The sequence below is a fragment of the Methanomassiliicoccus luminyensis B10 genome, assembly GCF_000308215.1.
Classification (GTDB): Archaea; Thermoplasmatota; Thermoplasmata; order Methanomassiliicoccales; family Methanomassiliicoccaceae; genus Methanomassiliicoccus; species Methanomassiliicoccus luminyensis.
Genome location: NZ_CAJE01000012.1, coordinates 99,477 through 116,657, shown reverse-complemented (window position 1 = coordinate 116,657; position 17,181 = coordinate 99,477). Strand labels below are relative to the sequence as shown.

Annotated in this window: 17 protein-coding genes and 1 tRNA gene; 8 read left to right on the top strand and 10 right to left on the bottom strand. The window is 62.0% G+C overall.

Annotated features, from left to right (window positions below; all coding sequences use genetic code 11):
* Positions 1–32 precede the first annotated feature (32 nt).
* Positions 33–1,001: a beta-1,6-N-acetylglucosaminyltransferase gene (locus WYS_RS03435; protein ID WP_019176761.1), complete on the bottom strand. Its 969-nt coding sequence runs from the start codon at positions 999–1,001 to the stop codon at positions 33–35.
* A gap of 114 nt (positions 1,002–1,115) precedes the next feature.
* Between WYS_RS03435 and WYS_RS03430 the strand changes: the two genes are divergently transcribed.
* Positions 1,116–1,877 (top strand): ribonuclease H-like domain-containing protein, encoded by a 762-nt coding sequence (locus tag WYS_RS03430; protein WP_019176760.1) that lies wholly within the window; start codon positions 1,116–1,118, stop codon positions 1,875–1,877.
* Positions 1,878–1,879: 2 nt separating this feature from the next.
* The gene (locus WYS_RS03425) at positions 1,880–3,454 is read left to right on the top strand and encodes a single-stranded-DNA-specific exonuclease RecJ (protein WP_049796237.1); all 1,575 of its coding nucleotides are present in this window, start codon (positions 1,880–1,882) and stop codon (positions 3,452–3,454) included.
* On the opposite strand, the gene argF is transcribed toward WYS_RS03425, so the two are convergent.
* Both argF and WYS_RS03415 read right to left on the bottom strand, forming a co-directional pair.
* Positions 3,438–4,346: an ornithine carbamoyltransferase gene (gene argF / locus WYS_RS03420; protein WP_019176758.1), complete on the bottom strand. Its 909-nt coding sequence runs from the start codon at positions 4,344–4,346 to the stop codon at positions 3,438–3,440. The genes WYS_RS03425 and argF overlap by 17 nt on opposite strands.
* Positions 4,347–4,461: 115 nt before the next feature.
* Entirely contained in the window at positions 4,462–4,713 is a 252-nt protein-coding gene (locus WYS_RS03415) for a hypothetical protein (RefSeq protein ID WP_147654407.1), read from the bottom strand.
* Positions 4,714–4,890: 177 nt separating this feature from the next.
* Between WYS_RS03415 and WYS_RS03410 the strand changes: the two genes are divergently transcribed.
* Positions 4,891–4,963, top strand: a tRNA-His gene (locus WYS_RS03410).
* A 79-nt stretch (positions 4,964–5,042) separates the two neighbouring features.
* On the opposite strand, the gene WYS_RS03405 is transcribed toward WYS_RS03410, so the two are convergent.
* Positions 5,043–6,224 (bottom strand): DUF835 domain-containing protein, encoded by a 1,182-nt coding sequence (locus WYS_RS03405; protein WP_019176756.1) that lies wholly within the window; start codon positions 6,222–6,224, stop codon positions 5,043–5,045.
* Positions 6,225–6,403: 179 nt separating this feature from the next.
* Here WYS_RS03405 and WYS_RS03400 point away from each other — a divergent pair, with 179 nt between their 5' ends.
* The gene (locus tag WYS_RS03400; protein ID WP_019176755.1) at positions 6,404–9,202 is read left to right on the top strand and encodes an RtcB family protein; all 2,799 of its coding nucleotides are present in this window, start codon (positions 6,404–6,406) and stop codon (positions 9,200–9,202) included.
* On the opposite strand, the gene WYS_RS03395 is transcribed toward WYS_RS03400, so the two are convergent.
* A complete protein-coding gene (locus tag WYS_RS03395) occupies positions 9,199–10,512 on the bottom strand; it encodes an HD domain-containing protein (protein ID WP_019176754.1) in 1,314 nt (437 codons plus the stop codon). The two genes, WYS_RS03400 and WYS_RS03395, sit on opposite strands and share 4 nt — an antisense overlap.
* 276 nt (positions 10,513–10,788) lie before the next feature.
* Between WYS_RS03395 and WYS_RS16295 the strand changes: the two genes are divergently transcribed.
* On the top strand, positions 10,789–10,932 hold the full coding sequence (locus tag WYS_RS16295; protein ID WP_187120192.1) for a hypothetical protein: 144 nt from the start codon (positions 10,789–10,791) through the stop codon (positions 10,930–10,932).
* A gap of 44 nt (positions 10,933–10,976) precedes the next feature.
* Here WYS_RS16295 and WYS_RS14190 read toward each other — a convergent pair whose 3' ends face one another.
* From WYS_RS14190 to WYS_RS03365, 5 genes are all read right to left on the bottom strand, one after another.
* Positions 10,977–11,351: a cell division protein SepF gene (locus tag WYS_RS14190; protein WP_019176752.1), complete on the bottom strand. Its 375-nt coding sequence runs from the start codon at positions 11,349–11,351 to the stop codon at positions 10,977–10,979.
* A gap of 93 nt (positions 11,352–11,444) precedes the next feature.
* Entirely contained in the window at positions 11,445–11,708 is a 264-nt protein-coding gene (locus WYS_RS03380) for a hypothetical protein (protein WP_019176751.1), read from the bottom strand.
* A 23-nt stretch (positions 11,709–11,731) separates the two neighbouring features.
* A complete protein-coding gene (locus WYS_RS03375) occupies positions 11,732–13,225 on the bottom strand; it encodes a zinc ribbon domain-containing protein (protein WP_019176750.1) in 1,494 nt (497 codons plus the stop codon).
* Positions 13,226–13,303: 78 nt separating this feature from the next.
* The gene (locus tag WYS_RS03370) at positions 13,304–13,798 is read right to left on the bottom strand and encodes a PUA domain-containing protein (RefSeq protein ID WP_019176749.1); all 495 of its coding nucleotides are present in this window, start codon (positions 13,796–13,798) and stop codon (positions 13,304–13,306) included.
* 73 nt (positions 13,799–13,871) lie between these two features.
* Positions 13,872–14,759: a mechanosensitive ion channel family protein gene (locus WYS_RS03365; protein ID WP_081579802.1), complete on the bottom strand. Its 888-nt coding sequence runs from the start codon at positions 14,757–14,759 to the stop codon at positions 13,872–13,874.
* 205 nt (positions 14,760–14,964) lie between these two features.
* Here WYS_RS03365 and WYS_RS03360 point away from each other — a divergent pair, with 205 nt between their 5' ends.
* The 3 genes from WYS_RS03360 (at position 14,965) to WYS_RS03350 (ending at position 17,180) form a co-directional block, all read left to right on the top strand.
* Entirely contained in the window at positions 14,965–15,807 is an 843-nt protein-coding gene (locus WYS_RS03360; protein ID WP_026068759.1) for a hypothetical protein, read from the top strand.
* 13 nt (positions 15,808–15,820) lie between these two features.
* Positions 15,821–16,351, top strand: coding sequence for a hypothetical protein (locus WYS_RS03355; RefSeq protein ID WP_147654405.1), 531 nt, complete (start codon positions 15,821–15,823; stop codon positions 16,349–16,351).
* Positions 16,352–16,466: 115 nt separating this feature from the next.
* Complete coding sequence (locus WYS_RS03350) at positions 16,467–17,180, top strand: hypothetical protein (RefSeq protein WP_019176745.1); 714 nt, start codon at positions 16,467–16,469, stop codon at positions 17,178–17,180.
* Position 17,181: the final 1 nt, after the last annotated feature.

Here is a 17,181-nt window from a genome sequence, read left to right as displayed (position 1 = left end):
GGCCCCGGGTTTCCAACCTTGCAACGCTATTTCTAGCTATCGACGGACGGCGGAGCAGGACGCCTCAGGCCTCGCCCGGGGCGGGCGGGAGCTGCTCCCCCGAGGTCCTCGCCACGAGCTCGCGCTCGACCCGTTGATATGCCGGGCTCCGCCACGATGTCGAACTTCCTGGCAAAAAGCTTGGGGGAGGATCTCAGAGCATCGAAGTACCTGCCGTCGAGCACCGGCGGGTTGGGGACATCGTCCCTCGACCAGTCGATGTAGTGGAGACCTTGGGGCTCGGAGACCACGGGCAAAGCGGAGTTCATCAATATCGTGTGGAAGAAGGATTCGTCCGGAAGGCCCGACCTTCGGAAGAAGCCGATGATCCGGGGGTCCCCCGCGATCGCCTCCAGCACATGATCTACCGCGTCCTTGCTCAGCATGAACCATGAGCTGCCCTTGTACGGCCTCAGGCCGCCGGGGACCTCCTTGTTCCACCTGCGCCGCACCTTGAGGAACTTGTTCCGGAAACCAAAGTTGCTGCGCCCGGTGAGGCGGAAGTAGATGTCGGGGTACCGTATCCACCAGTACCCCAGCCGGCCCAGGATGTCCGGGTTGTAACCTTCCTCGCCCTCCTCGTACACCACCGCCTGGGCCTCCATGAACGATGTTTCGGGGCTGCGACGGAAGAAATCCCTCACCTCATCCATGGGCTTGATGGGATAGCACTGCCCGCTGAGGTTCACAAAATGCGTGTACTTCGCATCCTTGAAGTAGTTCATGGCATCGAGGGCGGCCTGGACTTGTGAGAAGGTTCCCCACCCCCGCTTGTACCGGTACCTGATGAACAGTCGGTCCGGGGGGATGTCGGAGAACCACTTGCCCCAGGCGGCCCGCTCCCCGGCGCCCCTGTGGTTGAACACGTTCATGTAGACCAGGTCCTCCTCGCAGAGGTGGTCCACCAGCATCCTGACCTGTTGGGGGTTCTTGTGAGCGGAGACGCAGTACGCCTGGGTCATCGTGATTCCAGCAAATCCGACAGGTCATGATTCGAAGACCTAAATAAATTTCCGCCGGCGGCTTTCGGGGGACCGCCCGAAAACAGTATCAAGACCTCCTGTCATCCTGAGCCCGTGATACGCCGGACCTTCCTCATCCTCCCCTCGGTGGGCAAGGGCAAGGAGATGACCCTCTGGAAGGCCGGGATATCTGACTGGGACGCCTTCCTCTCTGCGCCCAAGGTCCCCGGGATCTCCAGGGAGCGGAAGGCCCGCATGGACGAGGCGGTGGACCGGGCGGACAAGTTCCTCTCCGGCGGGAAGACCGAATATTTCTCCAAGATCCTGCCCACCGTCGAGCACTGGAGGATGTACGACCGCTTCAGGGATGATGCCGCCTACCTGGACATCGAGACCGATGGGTGCTACCGTCACGCCAGTGTCACGGTGGTAGGGATACACCGCCGCGGGGAGACCGTAGCCCTGGTCCGCGGGCAGGACCTCAACAGGGAGAACTTGGCCAAGGCGCTGGAGGGAGTGAAGATGCTGGTGACGTTCAACGGCAGCTCCTTCGACCTCCCCATCCTGGAGTACCACTTTCCATTCACCGTGCCCAAGGTGCCTCACTACGACCTTCGGCACGCCTGCCGCCGGGCCGGCTACGAGGGCGGGCTGAAGCACATCGAGAAGCGGATGGGTATCGGCCGCGCCAGGGAGGTGGAGTACGTCACCGGGGAGGAGGCGGTGTACCTCTGGAGGGTGTGGGAACGGTCCGGGCGGGAGAACGCCCTCAACCTGCTCAAGCGCTACAACGAGGAGGATACTAAGAACCTCGAGCCCATCGCCGAACGTGTATATGCAATCCTTAAGAGCGGCCTGGTGCATGGGGCGGATTGAACATGGCAGAGGAGAAGGTCAGGGACATCAGGGGGTTCGAGAAGGCCGCGGCGGAGGCCGCCAGGTTCCTGCTCGGCTCGAAGTCCGTCCTGGTGATCGGGCACATCGACGCCGACGGCATCACAGCCTCCTCCATCGCATCCGTGGCGCTTCGGCGCGCCGGCATCGAGCACAATGTGCGCTTCGTTAAGAAGCTGGACGACGCCGAGCTGGATAGAGCGAAGGCGTCCCCCATGGAGCGGCTGTGGTTCGTGGACCTCGGCAGCGGCATGTTCTCCAGGTTGGATCCTGAACGGTCGGCGGTCTCGGACCACCACCGCCCCGATGACTCCCATCCCCGGACCAGGGGACAGGCGGATCTGTTCTCCTTCGCCGGGTATCACGTCAACCCCCACCTTTACGGGCTGGACGGCTCCACCGAGATCTCCGGGGCCGGCGCCACCTATGCCGTGGCCAAGGCCATGGACCCCTGCAACCGGGACCTCGCGGTCCTTGCGGTGATCGGGGCGGTGGGGGACTTCCAGGACTCCGCGGAAGGACGGTTGACGGGGTACAACCGCACCATCCTGCAGGACGCCGTCGACGCCGGCCTGGTCCGGGCGGAAAAGGACCTCCGCCTGTTCGGGCGCCAGACCCGCCCGCTGCACACCCTGCTCCAGCACTCCTCCGATCCGCCGCTGCTGCCGTACATCACCAGGAGGCGGGCGGGCGCGAACCCTCTGGGCGAGGACCCCGTGAAGCAGGACGAGGATAAGATGGCCTGCATCGACTTCGTGACCGAGTGCGGGGTCCCTGTCTCCGAAGGCGGCCGCCTCAGGTACTGGTCCGAACTGAGCTGGGAGGAGAGGCAGGCCGTGGTAAGCAGGCTGGTGGACCGCATGATCGACTCCGGGAAGGGCGTCGCCCAGGTGCGCAAGGTCATCGGGGAGGCATATACGCTCTCCGAGGACCTGCCTGGAGCTCCCCCGGGGTGGTTCAAGGGCGACGATGTCAAGCTCAGGGCCATCTTCGATGCCAAGGAGTTCGCCACCCTGCTGAACGCCTGCGGCCGCCACGAGAAGGCCGATCTCGGGAGGGCGGTATGCCAGGGCGACCGCGCCGAGGCGTTCAGGGAAGCTATCGAGCAGCAGGACGATCATCGGGAAAAGCTCAAGGCCGCCATCGAGCTGGTGAAGAACGGGGAAGGCAACCGGCCCACTGATGTCACCGGCGGCGGGGAGGGGCTGAGCAACATCAGGTACTTCCACAGCGGGGACCGCATCGAGGACACCATCGTGGGTATCGTGGCCGGCATGGTGCTCGGCTCGGACGCCAGGCTCGCCGACCGTCCCCTCATCGGATTCGCTCAGGCCATGGACGGCACCTGCTCGGTGAAGGTGTCCGCGAGGGGCACCCGAGATCTGGTGAAGCGCGGGCTTGACCTCTCCATCGCATTGCGCGGGGCCGCCGAGTCGGCCGGAGGCACCGGGGGCGGCCACAACATCGCCGCCGGGGCTACCATACCTGGGGGGAGGGAGGACGAGTTCCTCCTCGCCCTCGACCGCATCGTGGGAGATCAGCTCAGCCGAGCACTTTGATCAGGATCGCCTTCTGAGCGTGCAGGCGGTTCTCCGCCTGATCGAACACCACACTGTTGGGGCCGTCCATGACCTCAGCGGTCACTTCCTCTCCCCGGTGAGCGGGGAGGCAGTGCATGAATAGGTGGTCCGGGTCGGCATTCTTTACCAGTGCTTCGTTGATCTGGTACGGCCTCAAGGTCTTCACCTTGGAGCCGGCCTCTCCCTCCTGCCCCATGGAGATCCAGGCGTCGGTGTAAATGACGTCGGCGCCCTCGGCGGCCTGGGCGGGATCGGTGACCACCTTGGACGCGCGCTTGTGCTCGGCGGCGATGGCAGCGGCCTTCTTGGCGATGGCTTTGTCCGGGGAGTGCTCAGCGGGGCACCCGGCCACGAAGTCCATGCCGGTCAAAGCGGCTCCCAGCATCAGGGAGTTGCATACATTGTTGCCGTCGCCGATGTAGGCGATCTTGAGGCCGCGCAGGTCCCCCTTCCACTCCTTGATGGTCTGAAGGTCGGCGGTGATCTGGCAGGGATGCTCGAGGTCGTCGAGCGCATTGATGACAGGGACGGTGGCGTGCTTGGCCAGATCGGCCACGGCCACGTGGCTGAAGGCGCGGTAAGTGATGCAATCGACGTAGCGGCTCAACACCCTGGCGGTGTCCTCGATCGTTTCACCCCGTCCGAGCTGAGTGTCCTTCTGGCTCAGGACCACGGGGTGGCCGCCGAGCTGGACGATACCGACCTCGAACGATACCCTGGTCCTGGTGCTGGACTTCTCGAAGATCATGGCGACGCTCTTGCCCTTGAGCGTCTGGGGGCCGTCGGTCCTCCTCTTGAGGTCGGCCGCCAAAGCAAGCACCTCGTCCAGGTCGCCGGCGAGGTCGAGCACTGATAGTATGTCCCTCTTCATGATTTCCGAGCTGGAATTTTGACAACAGACTTAACCGTTATGTACAGGTGCGTACAAACCGGACGGTATATGTCTGGATTTGGCGGTACGGCCGTACCCCGGCGTGAAATGCCGCTTAGCCGGGAAGTTCTTCCTGAAAGAGCTGCCTGGCCTCGCTCAGGATCCACTCGGGGACGTGGTCCTTGAGGCCTTTCAGCCCTTGAGCGATCTTCCTGTTGCCGGGGGCCACGCCGATACGCACATCTATAGGCAGCCCCTCCTCGTCCAGCAGATCTTGGAGCATCCTCACGAAGCGTCTCAGCCCCAGGGCGCCCTCCTCTTTCCTGGCGCCTAATATGGATTCATCTACGAAACAAACTGTTCTCATTCCCATCCCCGGAGGAAAAACGCCTCGGGAGGTTAAGATGATTGCGGAAGCGTTGACCTGAGGAGCACGACGGGAGAGATGACCGTTCGGAGAATGCCCGGCGAGGGCATAGCCAGTCTGTGCCGGGAGCCGTCGGAAGGTTTATTTACAGCCATGTATTGTGGAGTTCCCATCATGGCCGGGTTGGGGTAGCCTGGTATCCTGTGGGACTGTGGATCCCTAGACTCGAGTTCAAATCTCGGGCCCGGCCCCTTTGACTGTTCTGACGGACCGCTCGCTCCCCGGGCGTTCTCGGATGGTGCGATGGTCATTGCATCATAATCTGTAAATTAGCCGGCCTGACCCGGTTCCGGCCTGAGCACCTTGAACTCCCTCTCGAAGAAAGCGAGGTCCTTCGACCCAAGGGTCTCGGGGTCCAGGGGGACTATGAGCTTGGAGCCGGACATCGTCACCACGTCCTTTACGCTGTAGACCAGGCGCAGGATCTTGTCCGGGCGGTTCTCCGAGACCAGGTACTCCAGCCCATCCAGCAGCACCACTGATCGCTTCCCCCTCCTCAGGAAGTCCGACATGGTGCTCTGCAGCAGGGAGAGGGACGCCGGGTCGATCCTCCCCGGACCAGGCTGGCTGCACAGCCACAGGACCGAGGCGCTTTCCAGTCCCACCACCTCCCTGACCTGCCCGGGATGCTTCCTAGATATCACCAGGCCGTCGCCTCCCCGCCCTATTTCGGACATGAACATGGAGAAGGCGGCGTCGGTGCTCTTCCCTTCCACCAGGATGGAGCTGCCCGGCGACATGCTGTCCAGGAGGGCGCGGGCGGAGTCCTTGGCCGCAGCGGGGACCTGGGTGAAGGTCCTGTAGCGGACGGCCACGTATACGAACACCATCGCGGAGAGGAGGGGGGCGAAGGAGACCACCAGTGTGGAGGCGATGCCGCCGCCCCCGCCGAACACTGCCGACAGGGAGATGGCGGGCAGCATGAACGCCGCCCCCAGCCAGGTGGTGGCGCGCCTGAAGTACTGGTCGGTGGAGGTCCTCCTGGCCGAATACACCGCCCATACGCTGGCCCCTGCCAGGGCCGCTCCCAGCAGCACCGGGAACCACCATGTCCCGACGGGGGACGCAAGCGCCCCGGGGGCCGCGGCGGCGCTGCCCAGGACGCCCGCGGCGGAGGCCATCGCCAGGACCGCGAGCAGGACGACGACGGGGTGGTCCCTGGTCCAGCTCTCCCCCTTCCATGTGGACAAAGATGAGGCCAGGAATATGTTCGCGCCCGCCGCCAGCACGGCCATGAACATCAGGACCTTCGACAGCACCGGCGCGGACGATGGATCCGACAGAGCCAGGAGGGCGAACAGAGCGATGTTGAAGGCCCCCGCGAAGAACATGCTGGCAAAGAAGGTCCGAGAGACCCTCAGCCCGGGGTTCCGGACCAGGCTGGCAGTGCCCAGAGCGAGGACTATCGCGCCCGCCGCCAGCGGCATCACCCCCATCAAGATCCCGTCCATAACGACCCGATTCTCCGAAAAATATTATATATAATAAATGCGACGGACAGAATAACGATGGGCGGAATAACAACGCACGCCGGAGCGGTCTGGCCTACGAACGTTCGTATCCGAGAGGACGTTGTGACCGCTGAAAGAGATTATATCCCAGACACCCCATAGGCGAATCCGGTGGAGTAATGACATATAATGGACCCCTCGAGAAGGTCGACGACTTTCGCTGGAAGATCCCGCGGACATATAAGAGCGGTATGCGCACCGATGCCATCGTGTTCGCCGACGAGGGCATGGTACCTAAGCTGAAGGAGGACAATGCGCCCGAGCAGGCGGCCAACGTCGCCTTCCTCCCCGGGATCGTGGGCAACTCCTTGGCCATGCCGGACATCCACTGGGGGTATGGGTTCCCCATCGGGGGCGTGGCCGCCCTTGATGCCGAGGAGGGGGTGATCTCCCCCGGAGGCATCGGGTTCGACATCAACTGCCTTTGCGAGGGCTCCAGGATCAGCACCGACCTGGGCGGGTGGATGAGGATAGAGGACTTCGAGGAGGAGTTCGGGACCACCATACAGACGAACGACGGGTTCACCGTGGGAATGATGGGCGGAACGACCTCCGTGATGACGCTGGAGAGGGGGCTGGTCGCCAGGAAGCCCGCCGCTTTCATAAGGAAGGAGAGCGACAAGAGGGTGTTCCTGATCACCACCAGGACCGGCATCGAGCTCCGGGCCTCCGAGGACCACCCGGTGCTCACCAGCATCGGCATGAAGAATGCGGCGCTCATCGCGCCTGGGGACCAGGTGGCGGTGACCTATTTCCAGGGCGTCGAAGTGGACCAGAACGTGGACCGGAGGGAGGTCGTCCTGGCCAAGCTCTTCGGCTACATGCTGGGGGCCGGCTCGCTGGACCTGAAAGAGGGGGGCATCATCGCCAGCGTCTGCGGCCAGAGGACCGACCTGGAGAAGATGAAGAGGGACCTCGCCGATCTGGGATATGACTCGACCGTCGCCGGACCGGAGATCCGGGTGAGTTCGCGGGAGTTCTCCGATCTGCTCGTGGAGAGGGGCATGCCGGTGGGAAGCAAGACCATCTCCGACCAGCGGGTCCCGGAGTGGGTCACCAAGGCGGCCCCGGCGATCAAGAGGGCGTTCCTGGCCGGGCTGTTCGGCGCCGAGCTGACCATGCCCAAGGCCGACACCAAGACCACCTTTGACCCCCCCATGCTGGTGCAGAAGCTGGACGACGCGCGACTGGACGATGCCAGGATGTTCTACATCGACGTGATGATGCTCCTGGAGGACCTGGGGGTGGAGAAGACCCAGATATGTGAAAGGAAGGACCTCCGCCACAGGAACGGGAGCATCTCGCGCCTCACCATGAGCATCTGCGCCAACGAGGACAACCTGATCAGGCTGTACCGCATCATCGGGTTCGAGTACTCCGAGATGAAGAGCAAGATGGCCGAGGCCGCCGTAAAGTACATGCTGCTCAAGAAGGAGCTGAACGACAGCAGGGTCAAGGCGGCGGAGAGGGCCAGGAAGCTGAAGAAGAAGGGACTGAAGCTCAAGGAGGTGCAGACCCTCCTGGTCGGCTACGGCATCACCCCGCGCTTCGTGGAGAAACAGTACAACGGGGAAGGGCAGAGGCCGTCCGTCGACTTCACCTCGTTCAGCGAGTTCCTAGACCAGGAGCTTGACATGCTGAAGGCCACCGGGTTCCTGTACGACCGGGTCACGGCCGTGAAGGAGGTGCCTTACAAGGGCTTCGTCTATGATTTCACCGTACCGGAGACCCACAACTTCGTCGCCGACGGGATGATCGTGTCCAACTGCGGGGTGCGCCTGGTCCGCACCGAGCTGGAGGCCAAGGACGTCCAGCCCGGCATCAAGGACCTGATCTCCACGCTGTTCAAGAACGTGCCCGCCGGAGTGGGCTCCAAGGGCATCGTGGGAGCGGTGGAGGGTCAGATAGACAACATACTGGTGGAGGGCGCGGAGTGGGCCGTGCGCAGCGGGTACGGGTGGGATGAGGACCTCACTGTCACCGAGGAGGGCGGCCGGATGAAGAACGCCGACCCGACCAAGGTGAGCGGCAAGGCCAAGCAGAGAGGCGTTCCGCAGGTCGGCTCCCTTGGCTCGGGCAACCACTTCCTGGAGGTGGACGTGGTGGACGAGATCTTCGATGAGGAAGCGGCCAGGGCCTTCGGGCTGAGGGAGGGGCAGGTGACCGTGATGGTCCACTGCGGCTCCCGCGGCTGCGGGCACCAGATCGCCACCGACTACCTTCAGGTGATGGAGAAGGCCATGCGGCAGCGGGACATGAACCTGCCCGACCGCCAGCTGGCCTGCGCCCCCGTGCACTCCAAGGAGGGTGAGGATTACTTCAAGGCCATGGCCTGCGGCGCCAACTATGCCTGGGCCAACCGGCAGATGATCCTCCACTGGATCAGAGAGTCGTTCGAGGAGCACTTCAAGCGCGACGCCGAGAGCATGGGGCTACACCAGGTGTACGACGTGGCCCACAACATCGCCAAGGTGGAGGAGCACCAGGTGGACGGGAGGCGCCGGGAGGTGTATGTTCACCGCAAAGGTGCTACGAGAGCGTTCCCCCGCGAGCACCCCGAGATACCGAGGCAGTACAGCTCAGTGGGGCAGCCCGTCCTCATCCCCGGGGACATGGGCTCCGGCAGCTACGTCCTGGTCGGCACGGAGCGGGGCATGGCCGAGTCGTTCGGCTCCACCTGCCACGGCGCCGGGCGCATGATGTCGAGGACCGAGGCCCTCAGGAAGTTCACCGTCCAGGGGATCAAGCAGGACATGGAGCACCGCGGCATATTCCTGAAGTCGGCCACCAAGGACGGCATCCTCGAAGAGGCCCCGGAGGCGTACAAGAACATAGAGCAGGTCATCGACGTGGTGGCCGGCGCGGGGCTCTCCCGGAGGGTGGCCCGCCTCACTCCGCTGGGCGTCATGAAGGGCTAGGCGAACAGCGTCTTGAGGGTGGCCTTCTCCACTTCCTCGCGGTTCTTGGCGGGGGTGGAGACCATGACCGCCCAGTCGTGCACGCCGCGGGACTGGATGGCCTTGGCCAGGGGGCTGTAACGGGACAGCGGCCTGACCCTGTCGCCGTCGAGGATGGCCACGTCGGTCTTTCCGATGCGCGGCTCGCCGAGGAGCAGGGCGCGGTCCGGGATGTCCACCAGGACCTCCGACTCCTTGAGCCCGGCGCGGTCGGCGATCTCCCTCTCGGCGGCCTTGCGCCTATTGTAATCGGACAGCTCGATGAGATGCTCGATCTGATGCTCGTCGAGACCGGACACCGGGAGCATCACCGCCTTCTTGTACAGCTTGCGGAACCGCAGCAGGGTCATCAGGCGCGCGGCGTCGCCCCCCGCCTCGGTGAGCTTGGAGTCGAGCTCGCAGTCAGTAGCCATGTGGATGTCGTCCAGCACCGACGGGGGTGCCATCTCCACGGCCTTGCACAGCATCATCTCCGCTATGCGCGCGGTCTTGTGGAAGTACACCGAGGTGTACATCAGGGAGCGGGCTACCATGAGGCCTTCCACCGCCACCATCCCGCCTTTGCTGATCACGAGGTCCCCATGGAACACCGCCACGGTCTGCATGAGGCGGTCGATGTCGATGGTGCCGTGCGCCACCCCGGTGTAATAGGCGTCCCTCTGGAGATAGTCCATCTGGTCGACGTCCAGCGGTCCGGAGATGATCTGCTTTAGGTAGTTCTTCTGGCCGAAGTGAGCCTGCCCCGCGTCCACGTCGAGGGTGCGCTGCCTTGAGTCCTTGGCGAGGTGAGATGCGGAGATGAGACCGGTGACGTCCTGTGGGGAGATGCCTTCCCCTTCCAGCACCTCGGCGATGGGGTTGAAGCGGCCGAGCACCTCGGCGGAGGCCTCGCTCATTATCGGAAGGGAGCCCATGATGATGTCCCGGGTGATGCCAGTATGGTCCTTTCCGGTACGGTTGTGGATGACCTCTTCGAGGGTATGAGAATAAGGCGAGTGGCCGAGGTCGTGCAGGAGCGCCGCGGCCAGCACCGTTGACCGGTCTTGGTCGTCCAGCTCCAGGGCCCCGCTCATGGTCCTGGCGAGGTGGTAGGTGCCCAAGGAATGCTCCAGGCGGGTGTGGTTCGCTCCCGGGAAGACCAGATGGGCAAGGCCGAGCTGGTGCACGCCGTGCAACCGCTGCATCTCCGGACGCTCCAGAAGATCAAGGAACAGCCCATCGACCTTGACGCTGCCGTGGACGCTGTCGTGTATGACCTTGAAGCCGGGCACAGGCACAAAATGGCCAGCAGATTATATTAATTATCGCCAGAAAGCCCCACCTTCTCAAGGGAAGTAACTACATGCAGCCAAACGTATCAAATCGCCAGATCCAACCCCTATTCAGATGTTCCGCACCATCACGACACATTTTGGAACGCGCCGCCGAGATCGTCGAGACGGTCAGCGTGTCAGCGAGGCGCATCGGCGTGTCTTGGATCGATAGAACGGGACAGCATTCAGCCGCGTTTAGTGCGGGCTCGCTCTGACGCTGGCTCGAACGCCTCGATGAACATCGCCGCCTTCTTCACGCGGGAAGGCGGCAGGCTCCGCGTCAGCGAGCCGAACGCAGTGATCGACGAGGCCGAAGGTCATTGGACAATCGAGGCCGAGCTCAGTTGCAAGCCCATGAGTTCAATAGTGGGCGGCTGACCCCTGTTAGCGCAAGAAAACCTAAAGAAAGGGGTTTGGCACGGTTAGTGGAAACCGCCCTTGATCTTGTTCCGATCTATCTTGAGGCCCCGAGGGGTGACGACGATCAGATCATGCCCGATAGCGGCCACGTCACCGTTGCAGTCCCTGGCCACCGCCTTGAGTTCGCTGGTGACGCGCCTCAGGGTGTCGGTGTCATTGGCGACGGCGGCGTAGTCGATGATCACGGTGCTTCCGTCGTACACGGGCTGAGTGATCTCGGAGATGTCCTCGTACCGGTAGATCTCGGCCAGCTTGACAGCCCCCCTGGTCCCGGCGATGCTGTCGTCATCGAAGTGCATGGCGCCGAGGTCGATGTACTGGTCTGTCTCAACGGTCTGAACGTCCTCCCTGTTCCGGGCAAAAGGCTTCCTGAGCAAAGGCAAATTGCATCCCTCCCTCCTGGGTATAAAGTGTTGGATATTTATCACTACTGTATTCTAATATCGGTCGCGACGACAGCGAGATCGGGATCACTTTCTTTCTAAGAATGTGGACGCCACCCAGCCTTTGGGCTCCTGGGGGGCGTCGGTGAAATCGAAGATGCTGCCCCTCAGAGCGAAGATGCCGACGATGGCCATCTGCTCAAGGAGCAGGATCGAGGTGAACATGAACGCTTCTGGCCGGTACATAACGAAGGCAGTGGCGGCCCACAGCATGACACAGGCACAAAGGATCAGGAAAGACAGGCGAGCTATGTCCCCTGTTGTAGCCTGCCTCTTTAGCTTGTATCGCATGCCATGTCCTCTTCCATTTGCCCTTAATTCACGGGGGGAAAGCCCCCGGACCTTCCGTTCCTGATGTGCTCTTTCATCTCCTTGGACAGCTGCAGCCGGAGGAACATCAGCACTATGATCGCCACGAGGCCGACCAGCGTGACCAGACGAATATGAAGGGCGACGTTGATCAGCAGCAGTATGCCAAGAACGAAAAAGGCAACGGACACCAAAATGTTCTTCCTGTAGAGGTCAGGGCGCTCGTACTTGAGGGAGTTCATCTCCTCCGTGCTGTAAGCTCCCTTTTTCGGGATGGCGTTGTAGCCGTTGGGAGCAGGTTTCCCGGCGTTCTCCGCATAAGCCTGTTCCAGCGCCCGGCCGATATCGCAGCTCACGAGGTATGATCCGCGGGGGACGAGGCTCACCGAGGCGATCCTTTCGTTCTTGTTGTTTATCTGATCCGACTTGGCCATGTTGAGCGCTTTGACCTTGGACCAGTCGTAGAACCTGCTCTTGTTCTTGAACATGAGCTCGAACCCTTCCCTGGTGACCCTGACCTCCTTGACGCCGTAGGTCTGGCGATAGATCAGGTAGCCGATCGACCACACGTAAGCGATCAGCCCTCCCAGCACCAGGGACAGGACGATATTGACTGTGGAGATCCTGGACAGGTTCATGTCCACGATCAGGTACCCGAACATCACGGTGAGGCCGATGAACAGCAGCGCAGAGGACCTGAAGTGATTGGAGTTATGCACGTTGAAAAAGGTCTTGTACAATTCCTCCGGCAACAGCTCCTTACGGTCGCCCTCGTCCGTAGCTTTGGCCCCCCACATCGCTTCCGCATATTCCCTGGCGGCCAGGAGCTGTTCGGGGGACCTCCTGACGAAACTGCGCACCTTCCCTCCTTTGAGATACACGGCCAGGGAGGAGGGCACCCCTTCGGTCGGGGACGCCTTCAAGGTCCCGGGCGGGGCGTCCCTGGTCCTGACAATATCCACCCTTTCGATTAGGTCCTTGTTGATGAAATAGCCCTTGCGGCGGAGCAGGTCGCCGTACATTTTGATAGGCTGCACGTCCAGCCCTTCCGGGGTGAGGCGTGCTCCGGCCATGCGGGACCTCATCAGCCAGTAGAAGTACTCTGACCCGGATATTGACAGGACCGTAACGAAAGCGATCATGACGATTTGCTGCCACACGGAGTTCGCCAGCATGGCATCGCCCGCGAACAAGAACATCCCTACAATGTAGACGAAAAGCGCTCTCAGCGCCCATATAACGAAGAGGAACTGCTTGTCCGGTACCTTCGCTTCATCGATCCTCGGCGAGGACGATCCAACCCTCTTCCGCATTTCCTCAGGCCCTTCCACCGGTTCGGGCGGCACGGCGGGCGCGGGGTTTTTCCTCGCCTTGTGCGCCTTGCCCCATTTGTCTTGCGGCGCCGGCGACGGGGGCACGACATTCAACTTGGCCCCGCAGCTGATGCAAAAGCTATCCTCAGGTCTGACCGGGTTCCCGCAGTGGATGCAGTACGGCAACGTCTTCCCTCGGGGAGAATGGGCCTGGTTTATTTTTATGTTTTCGACGATGGCGGTGAAGCCATCGCCGGGGCCCCTTCACTCCTCGTCCAGCTTCCAAAGCTTGTCGGCGACGTAATGGATGCTCTTTATCGCCTTGCCCGGGACCTTGGTGCCCAGCTCCGAGCCGGGGACCAGGGCCTCGCCGATCGCCAGAGGCCGGCCGTTCTTGATGTCCCTGATCCACACCAGGTCGCCCGCCTTCAGCGCGGGGTCGGCGTCCACTATCCCTGGCCCCATGACGTCCGCTCCCTTGGTGACGAACGGCACCGCTCCCATGTCCACGGTGACCCAGGCCTTGGTGGCGGGGTGCTTCAGCAGCCCCCTCACGGTCAGGAAGGCCTTTCCTTGGTATACGATCCCCTGAACCTGGTTGCCGATGAACAGGACGTCATATTCCGAGCTCTCTGCCCGGTCCACTGCTTCTCCCGGGCTAAAGGCCTCGGCCCCCAGGCGCTCCCGGATCTCATCGTCCAGGACCTTGATCTCCTTCTCCCTGAGGCGATGGCGTTTCCGGATCCTGATCTCGCTCATGCTCTAGCCATCCCTGAATGCAATAATAAAGTCTTTCCGGGCCGGACCCTCGAAAGAGCAGGCCCGGGTGCGCTCAGGAGTCCCTGAGCTCGACGCCTTCCGCGGTGAAGCGGGCCCTGATGGCCTCCAGGAAGTCCCCCATGATCTCGTCCTTCCGTTGGATCTCCCGTATCCACACTTTGATCTCGACCTTGATCTTGCTGCCCTGGATGTCCAGGAGGTTGACCTGGGGGTTGAGCGACGTGAGATCGTCACCGCGCTCGAACAGGTTGGAAAGCGACCTCCGCTCGATCAACCTCTCCACGGCCTTCTTCTCGTCGCCGGTCACCTCTGGAAGGATATGGGGGTCCCGGTCAGCTTCCTCGTGCACGATCCGGCGTATCTTGTCCATGTTCACCCCCGGACCCACCCACATCGGCGCGGACACCGCCACGAAGCCGGCCCGGGTATAATTTACCAATTTGCCGTTCATGATGGAGGAGTTCGGAACTATTACAATCCTCCCGTCATCCTCCCTGAGGACGGTGTTCATGAGGGTGATATCCTTCACTCTGGTCACTCCGGTGGTCGGCACGCCGCCCACGTCCACCCAATCCTCCAGCTGGACCGGCCGGATGATGGAGATGAGTATGCCGGACAGCACGTTCTGCACTATCTGCTGCGACGCGAACGCGATCGCGATACCGACGATCCCCAGGGACAGTACGAACCCGGTGAAGTCGATGTTCAGTATCCACCCGAAGCTGGCATAGATGCCGAAGGCGAATATTATGTACTGGACAGCCCTGGCCACGCTCTTGGACTGCCTCTTTCCGGTCAGGTCGTCCAGATACCTGCGGATGAGCATGTACGCGGCCCTGCCGATGGCGATGAACAGAGTAAGTATGAGAATGAACTCGATGAGCTGCATGGCCGTGATGTCTCCGAACACCACGAAGTCAAGGAAGGACAGGTCCACCATATCAGGGACCTCCAGCCAGGCAAGGGGCCGCGTGCGGGGCGGGCCCCTCCAATACTCGTCCTGATAATACTGCGCGCATTCGTGATCCCTCGCTCGCTAGCACGAGGACGAGAATAATGTCCTCATACTTGAAAACCCGCCATTCCCAGCCCGGGAAAATTCATCTGAAACCAAAGTATATAATCAAAATAAAGAATATCGCCTCATGCGTTGGAGCCTCTTGGCGGTCCGGGCCGGCATCGCGGTCATATCCACATTCGTGGTGGCAATGGTCATTCTCAGCATAATGCCACTTGCTTCGGGAGGGCTCGAGGTAGAGGTGCCCGATTCCGACGATGGGGGCGATGGCATAGAGCCGTCCTACCAGGACGGCGTGATCACGGTGTCCATTCCGCTGGACATCAGCAACGGGGGGTTCTTCGCCATCCAGGACCTCCGGCTCCACATGACGGTGGGCAAGGACGGCCGGACCATCGTGGAATCCTCCTCCGTGCCAACGACCATCGCGGCAGGGGCGGACCAGCGTGTTATCTTGACGATGACGATAGACCTCAGCAGGATGAGCCAGGAGGATTGGGAGAGGCTGGTTTTCGAGAGCGCCGATCTGGAACGGAACATCACGGTGGAGGCGGGCTACGCGCTCGGACTGGCCAGCGCATCCCTCAGGATCGCCGGGGAGATGGAGTGGGAGCCCTTGGTAGGTGATTTTCAAGTGAACACCGATGCCGCCCAGTTTTGCCAGGAGGGCCCCGATATCAACATCCGGGTACCGTTCTCATTCCAGGCATCATCCATGATCCAGGGCAGCACCGTGGAGGTGAACGCCACCCTGAGCAACGCGACCTCTGAGCTATCCTGCTCCGACATGAGCATTACGCTCCCCGAAGGGCGGTACCAGGGCATGCTGTCATTCATCATAGATGGGACCACGGCGCAGGAGCTTATGGCGAACCCAGGCCAGCAGCTGACGGTGGGACTTGACATGACGTTCGCGGGCATGACGCTCCACCGGGAGTACCAGATCTATTGGGGAGGGATATCGGGATGATGGGGGTGCTACTTTGACCGGGACAGCATTGAGCGAATTCTCTCCGAAGAGAGGATCGGTGGGCAGGGGGATCGCCGCCGCGGTGGCGGATGGGGTGAAGTTCGTGGTGATACCGGCGGCAGTGCTCCTCATCATCCCCATGGTGGCCGGTTCCGAGGCGGTCGAGATGGCAGAGCGCCTCGGCCTGAATGCCGTGATGAGCTCCGTCCTGATGGCCGGCATTCCCATTGCCGTCCTGAGCTTCTTCCGGGGATTCTATCCGAAAGGATCGATCCCCCGGGCCATTATGGGCGTTGGGGTGGCCGCGCTCACGGGCCTGTGGCTGTGGCTGGTCACGCAAGGAGGGCTGCTGACCATCGACCTGGGAGAGGCGGGGGCGACCGTCGACTTCTCCGGCTTCATCTACCTGCTCCTGGCGGGGGCGGCTCTGAAAGGGCTGTACTATGTGGCGGAGATGTCCTCGTACCGGAAGGAGTGGCTCGCTCCGAAAGAGGCCGCTCCGGCAGCCGTCGGGGGAGCGGGCGGAGGAGCGGCAGCCCCCTGAAACGTCGGTCCTCTTTCTCGCCCCATATAATAGGTCTTGGTATCTTTCAAGAAAACAGCTATATACCTTTCCCGAACTAGACGGAGGCCAAAGGTGCTTGGTTATGGGTATAAGCATGGCTATCTGCGAGCTTGACACCGACGATTCCCTATGCAAGAAGGGGAAGCAGACCATTCTGAAAGCGAGGCTCGGCTCCATCGAGGGGTATGAGGCCGCCGCCGACTTCGACGAGGTGATAAAGACCGCCGATGCCAAGAAAGCCTTCGAGTCAGACTGGGAGGGCTTCCTAAAGAGGAACCGCCTGGACGCGGAGAGGGAGAGCTTCCTTCTGAGCAAGGTGAAGAAGGACGAGGACATCTCCAAACTTAGGCCGTTCGTGCAGAGGGAGTACACCGGGTGGATCTCCCTTACCAAGCTGCCCGAGGACAAGGCCGTCGAAGTAGTAAAGAAGGCCGGCCCCGACAACATCATGACTGAGTGGGACACCGTTCCTCTCGATGAGACCAATGTCATCTGCGGAAAGTGCCAGATGTCCTGGGACAAGGGCCGCGGCTGTATCGGGTCGTTCGGCCCCGACAACTCCCAGCTGCCCGAGATCGCCAAGAAGCACAATTGCGCCATCGTGGCCCGGATCCCTGAGCTGGCCAAGAGCCGGGAGAAGCTGGGCGTTGAGGACGCCAAGAAGCTGGCCGAGGAGTGCAAGGTCCTCAAGGCGAAGCTTCCCGAGGAGGGAAAGGGGCCCGCGCACCGGTATGGCGGGGTCGTCGACAGACTGGAAGTCCTGGCAGACCTCTGTGCAAAGCACGGCGCGCGCTTCTACTTCATCTGAG

Coding starts and splice junctions, on each gene's coding strand:
- WYS_RS03435 (WP_019176761.1), bottom strand. CDS start 1,001: ATGACCCAGGCGTACTGCGTCTCCGCTCACAAGAACCCCCAACAGGTC.
- WYS_RS03425 (WP_049796237.1), top strand. CDS start 1,880: ATGGCAGAGGAGAAGGTCAGGGACATCAGGGGGTTCGAGAAGGCCGCG.
- argF (WP_019176758.1), bottom strand. CDS start 4,346: ATGAAGAGGGACATACTATCAGTGCTCGACCTCGCCGGCGACCTGGAC.
- WYS_RS03415 (WP_147654407.1), bottom strand. CDS start 4,713: ATGAGAACAGTTTGTTTCGTAGATGAATCCATATTAGGCGCCAGGAAA.
- WYS_RS03405 (WP_019176756.1), bottom strand. CDS start 6,224: ATGGACGGGATCTTGATGGGGGTGATGCCGCTGGCGGCGGGCGCGATA.
- WYS_RS03400 (WP_019176755.1), top strand. CDS start 6,404: ATGACATATAATGGACCCCTCGAGAAGGTCGACGACTTTCGCTGGAAG.
- WYS_RS16295 (WP_187120192.1), top strand. CDS start 10,789: ATGAACATCGCCGCCTTCTTCACGCGGGAAGGCGGCAGGCTCCGCGTC.
- WYS_RS03380 (WP_019176751.1), bottom strand. CDS start 11,708: ATGCGATACAAGCTAAAGAGGCAGGCTACAACAGGGGACATAGCTCGC.
- WYS_RS03370 (WP_019176749.1), bottom strand. CDS start 13,798: ATGAGCGAGATCAGGATCCGGAAACGCCATCGCCTCAGGGAGAAGGAG.
- WYS_RS03365 (WP_081579802.1), bottom strand. CDS start 14,759: ATGGTGGACCTGTCCTTCCTTGACTTCGTGGTGTTCGGAGACATCACG.
- WYS_RS03360 (WP_026068759.1), top strand. CDS start 14,965: ATGCGTTGGAGCCTCTTGGCGGTCCGGGCCGGCATCGCGGTCATATCC.
- WYS_RS03350 (WP_019176745.1), top strand. CDS start 16,467: ATGGCTATCTGCGAGCTTGACACCGACGATTCCCTATGCAAGAAGGGG.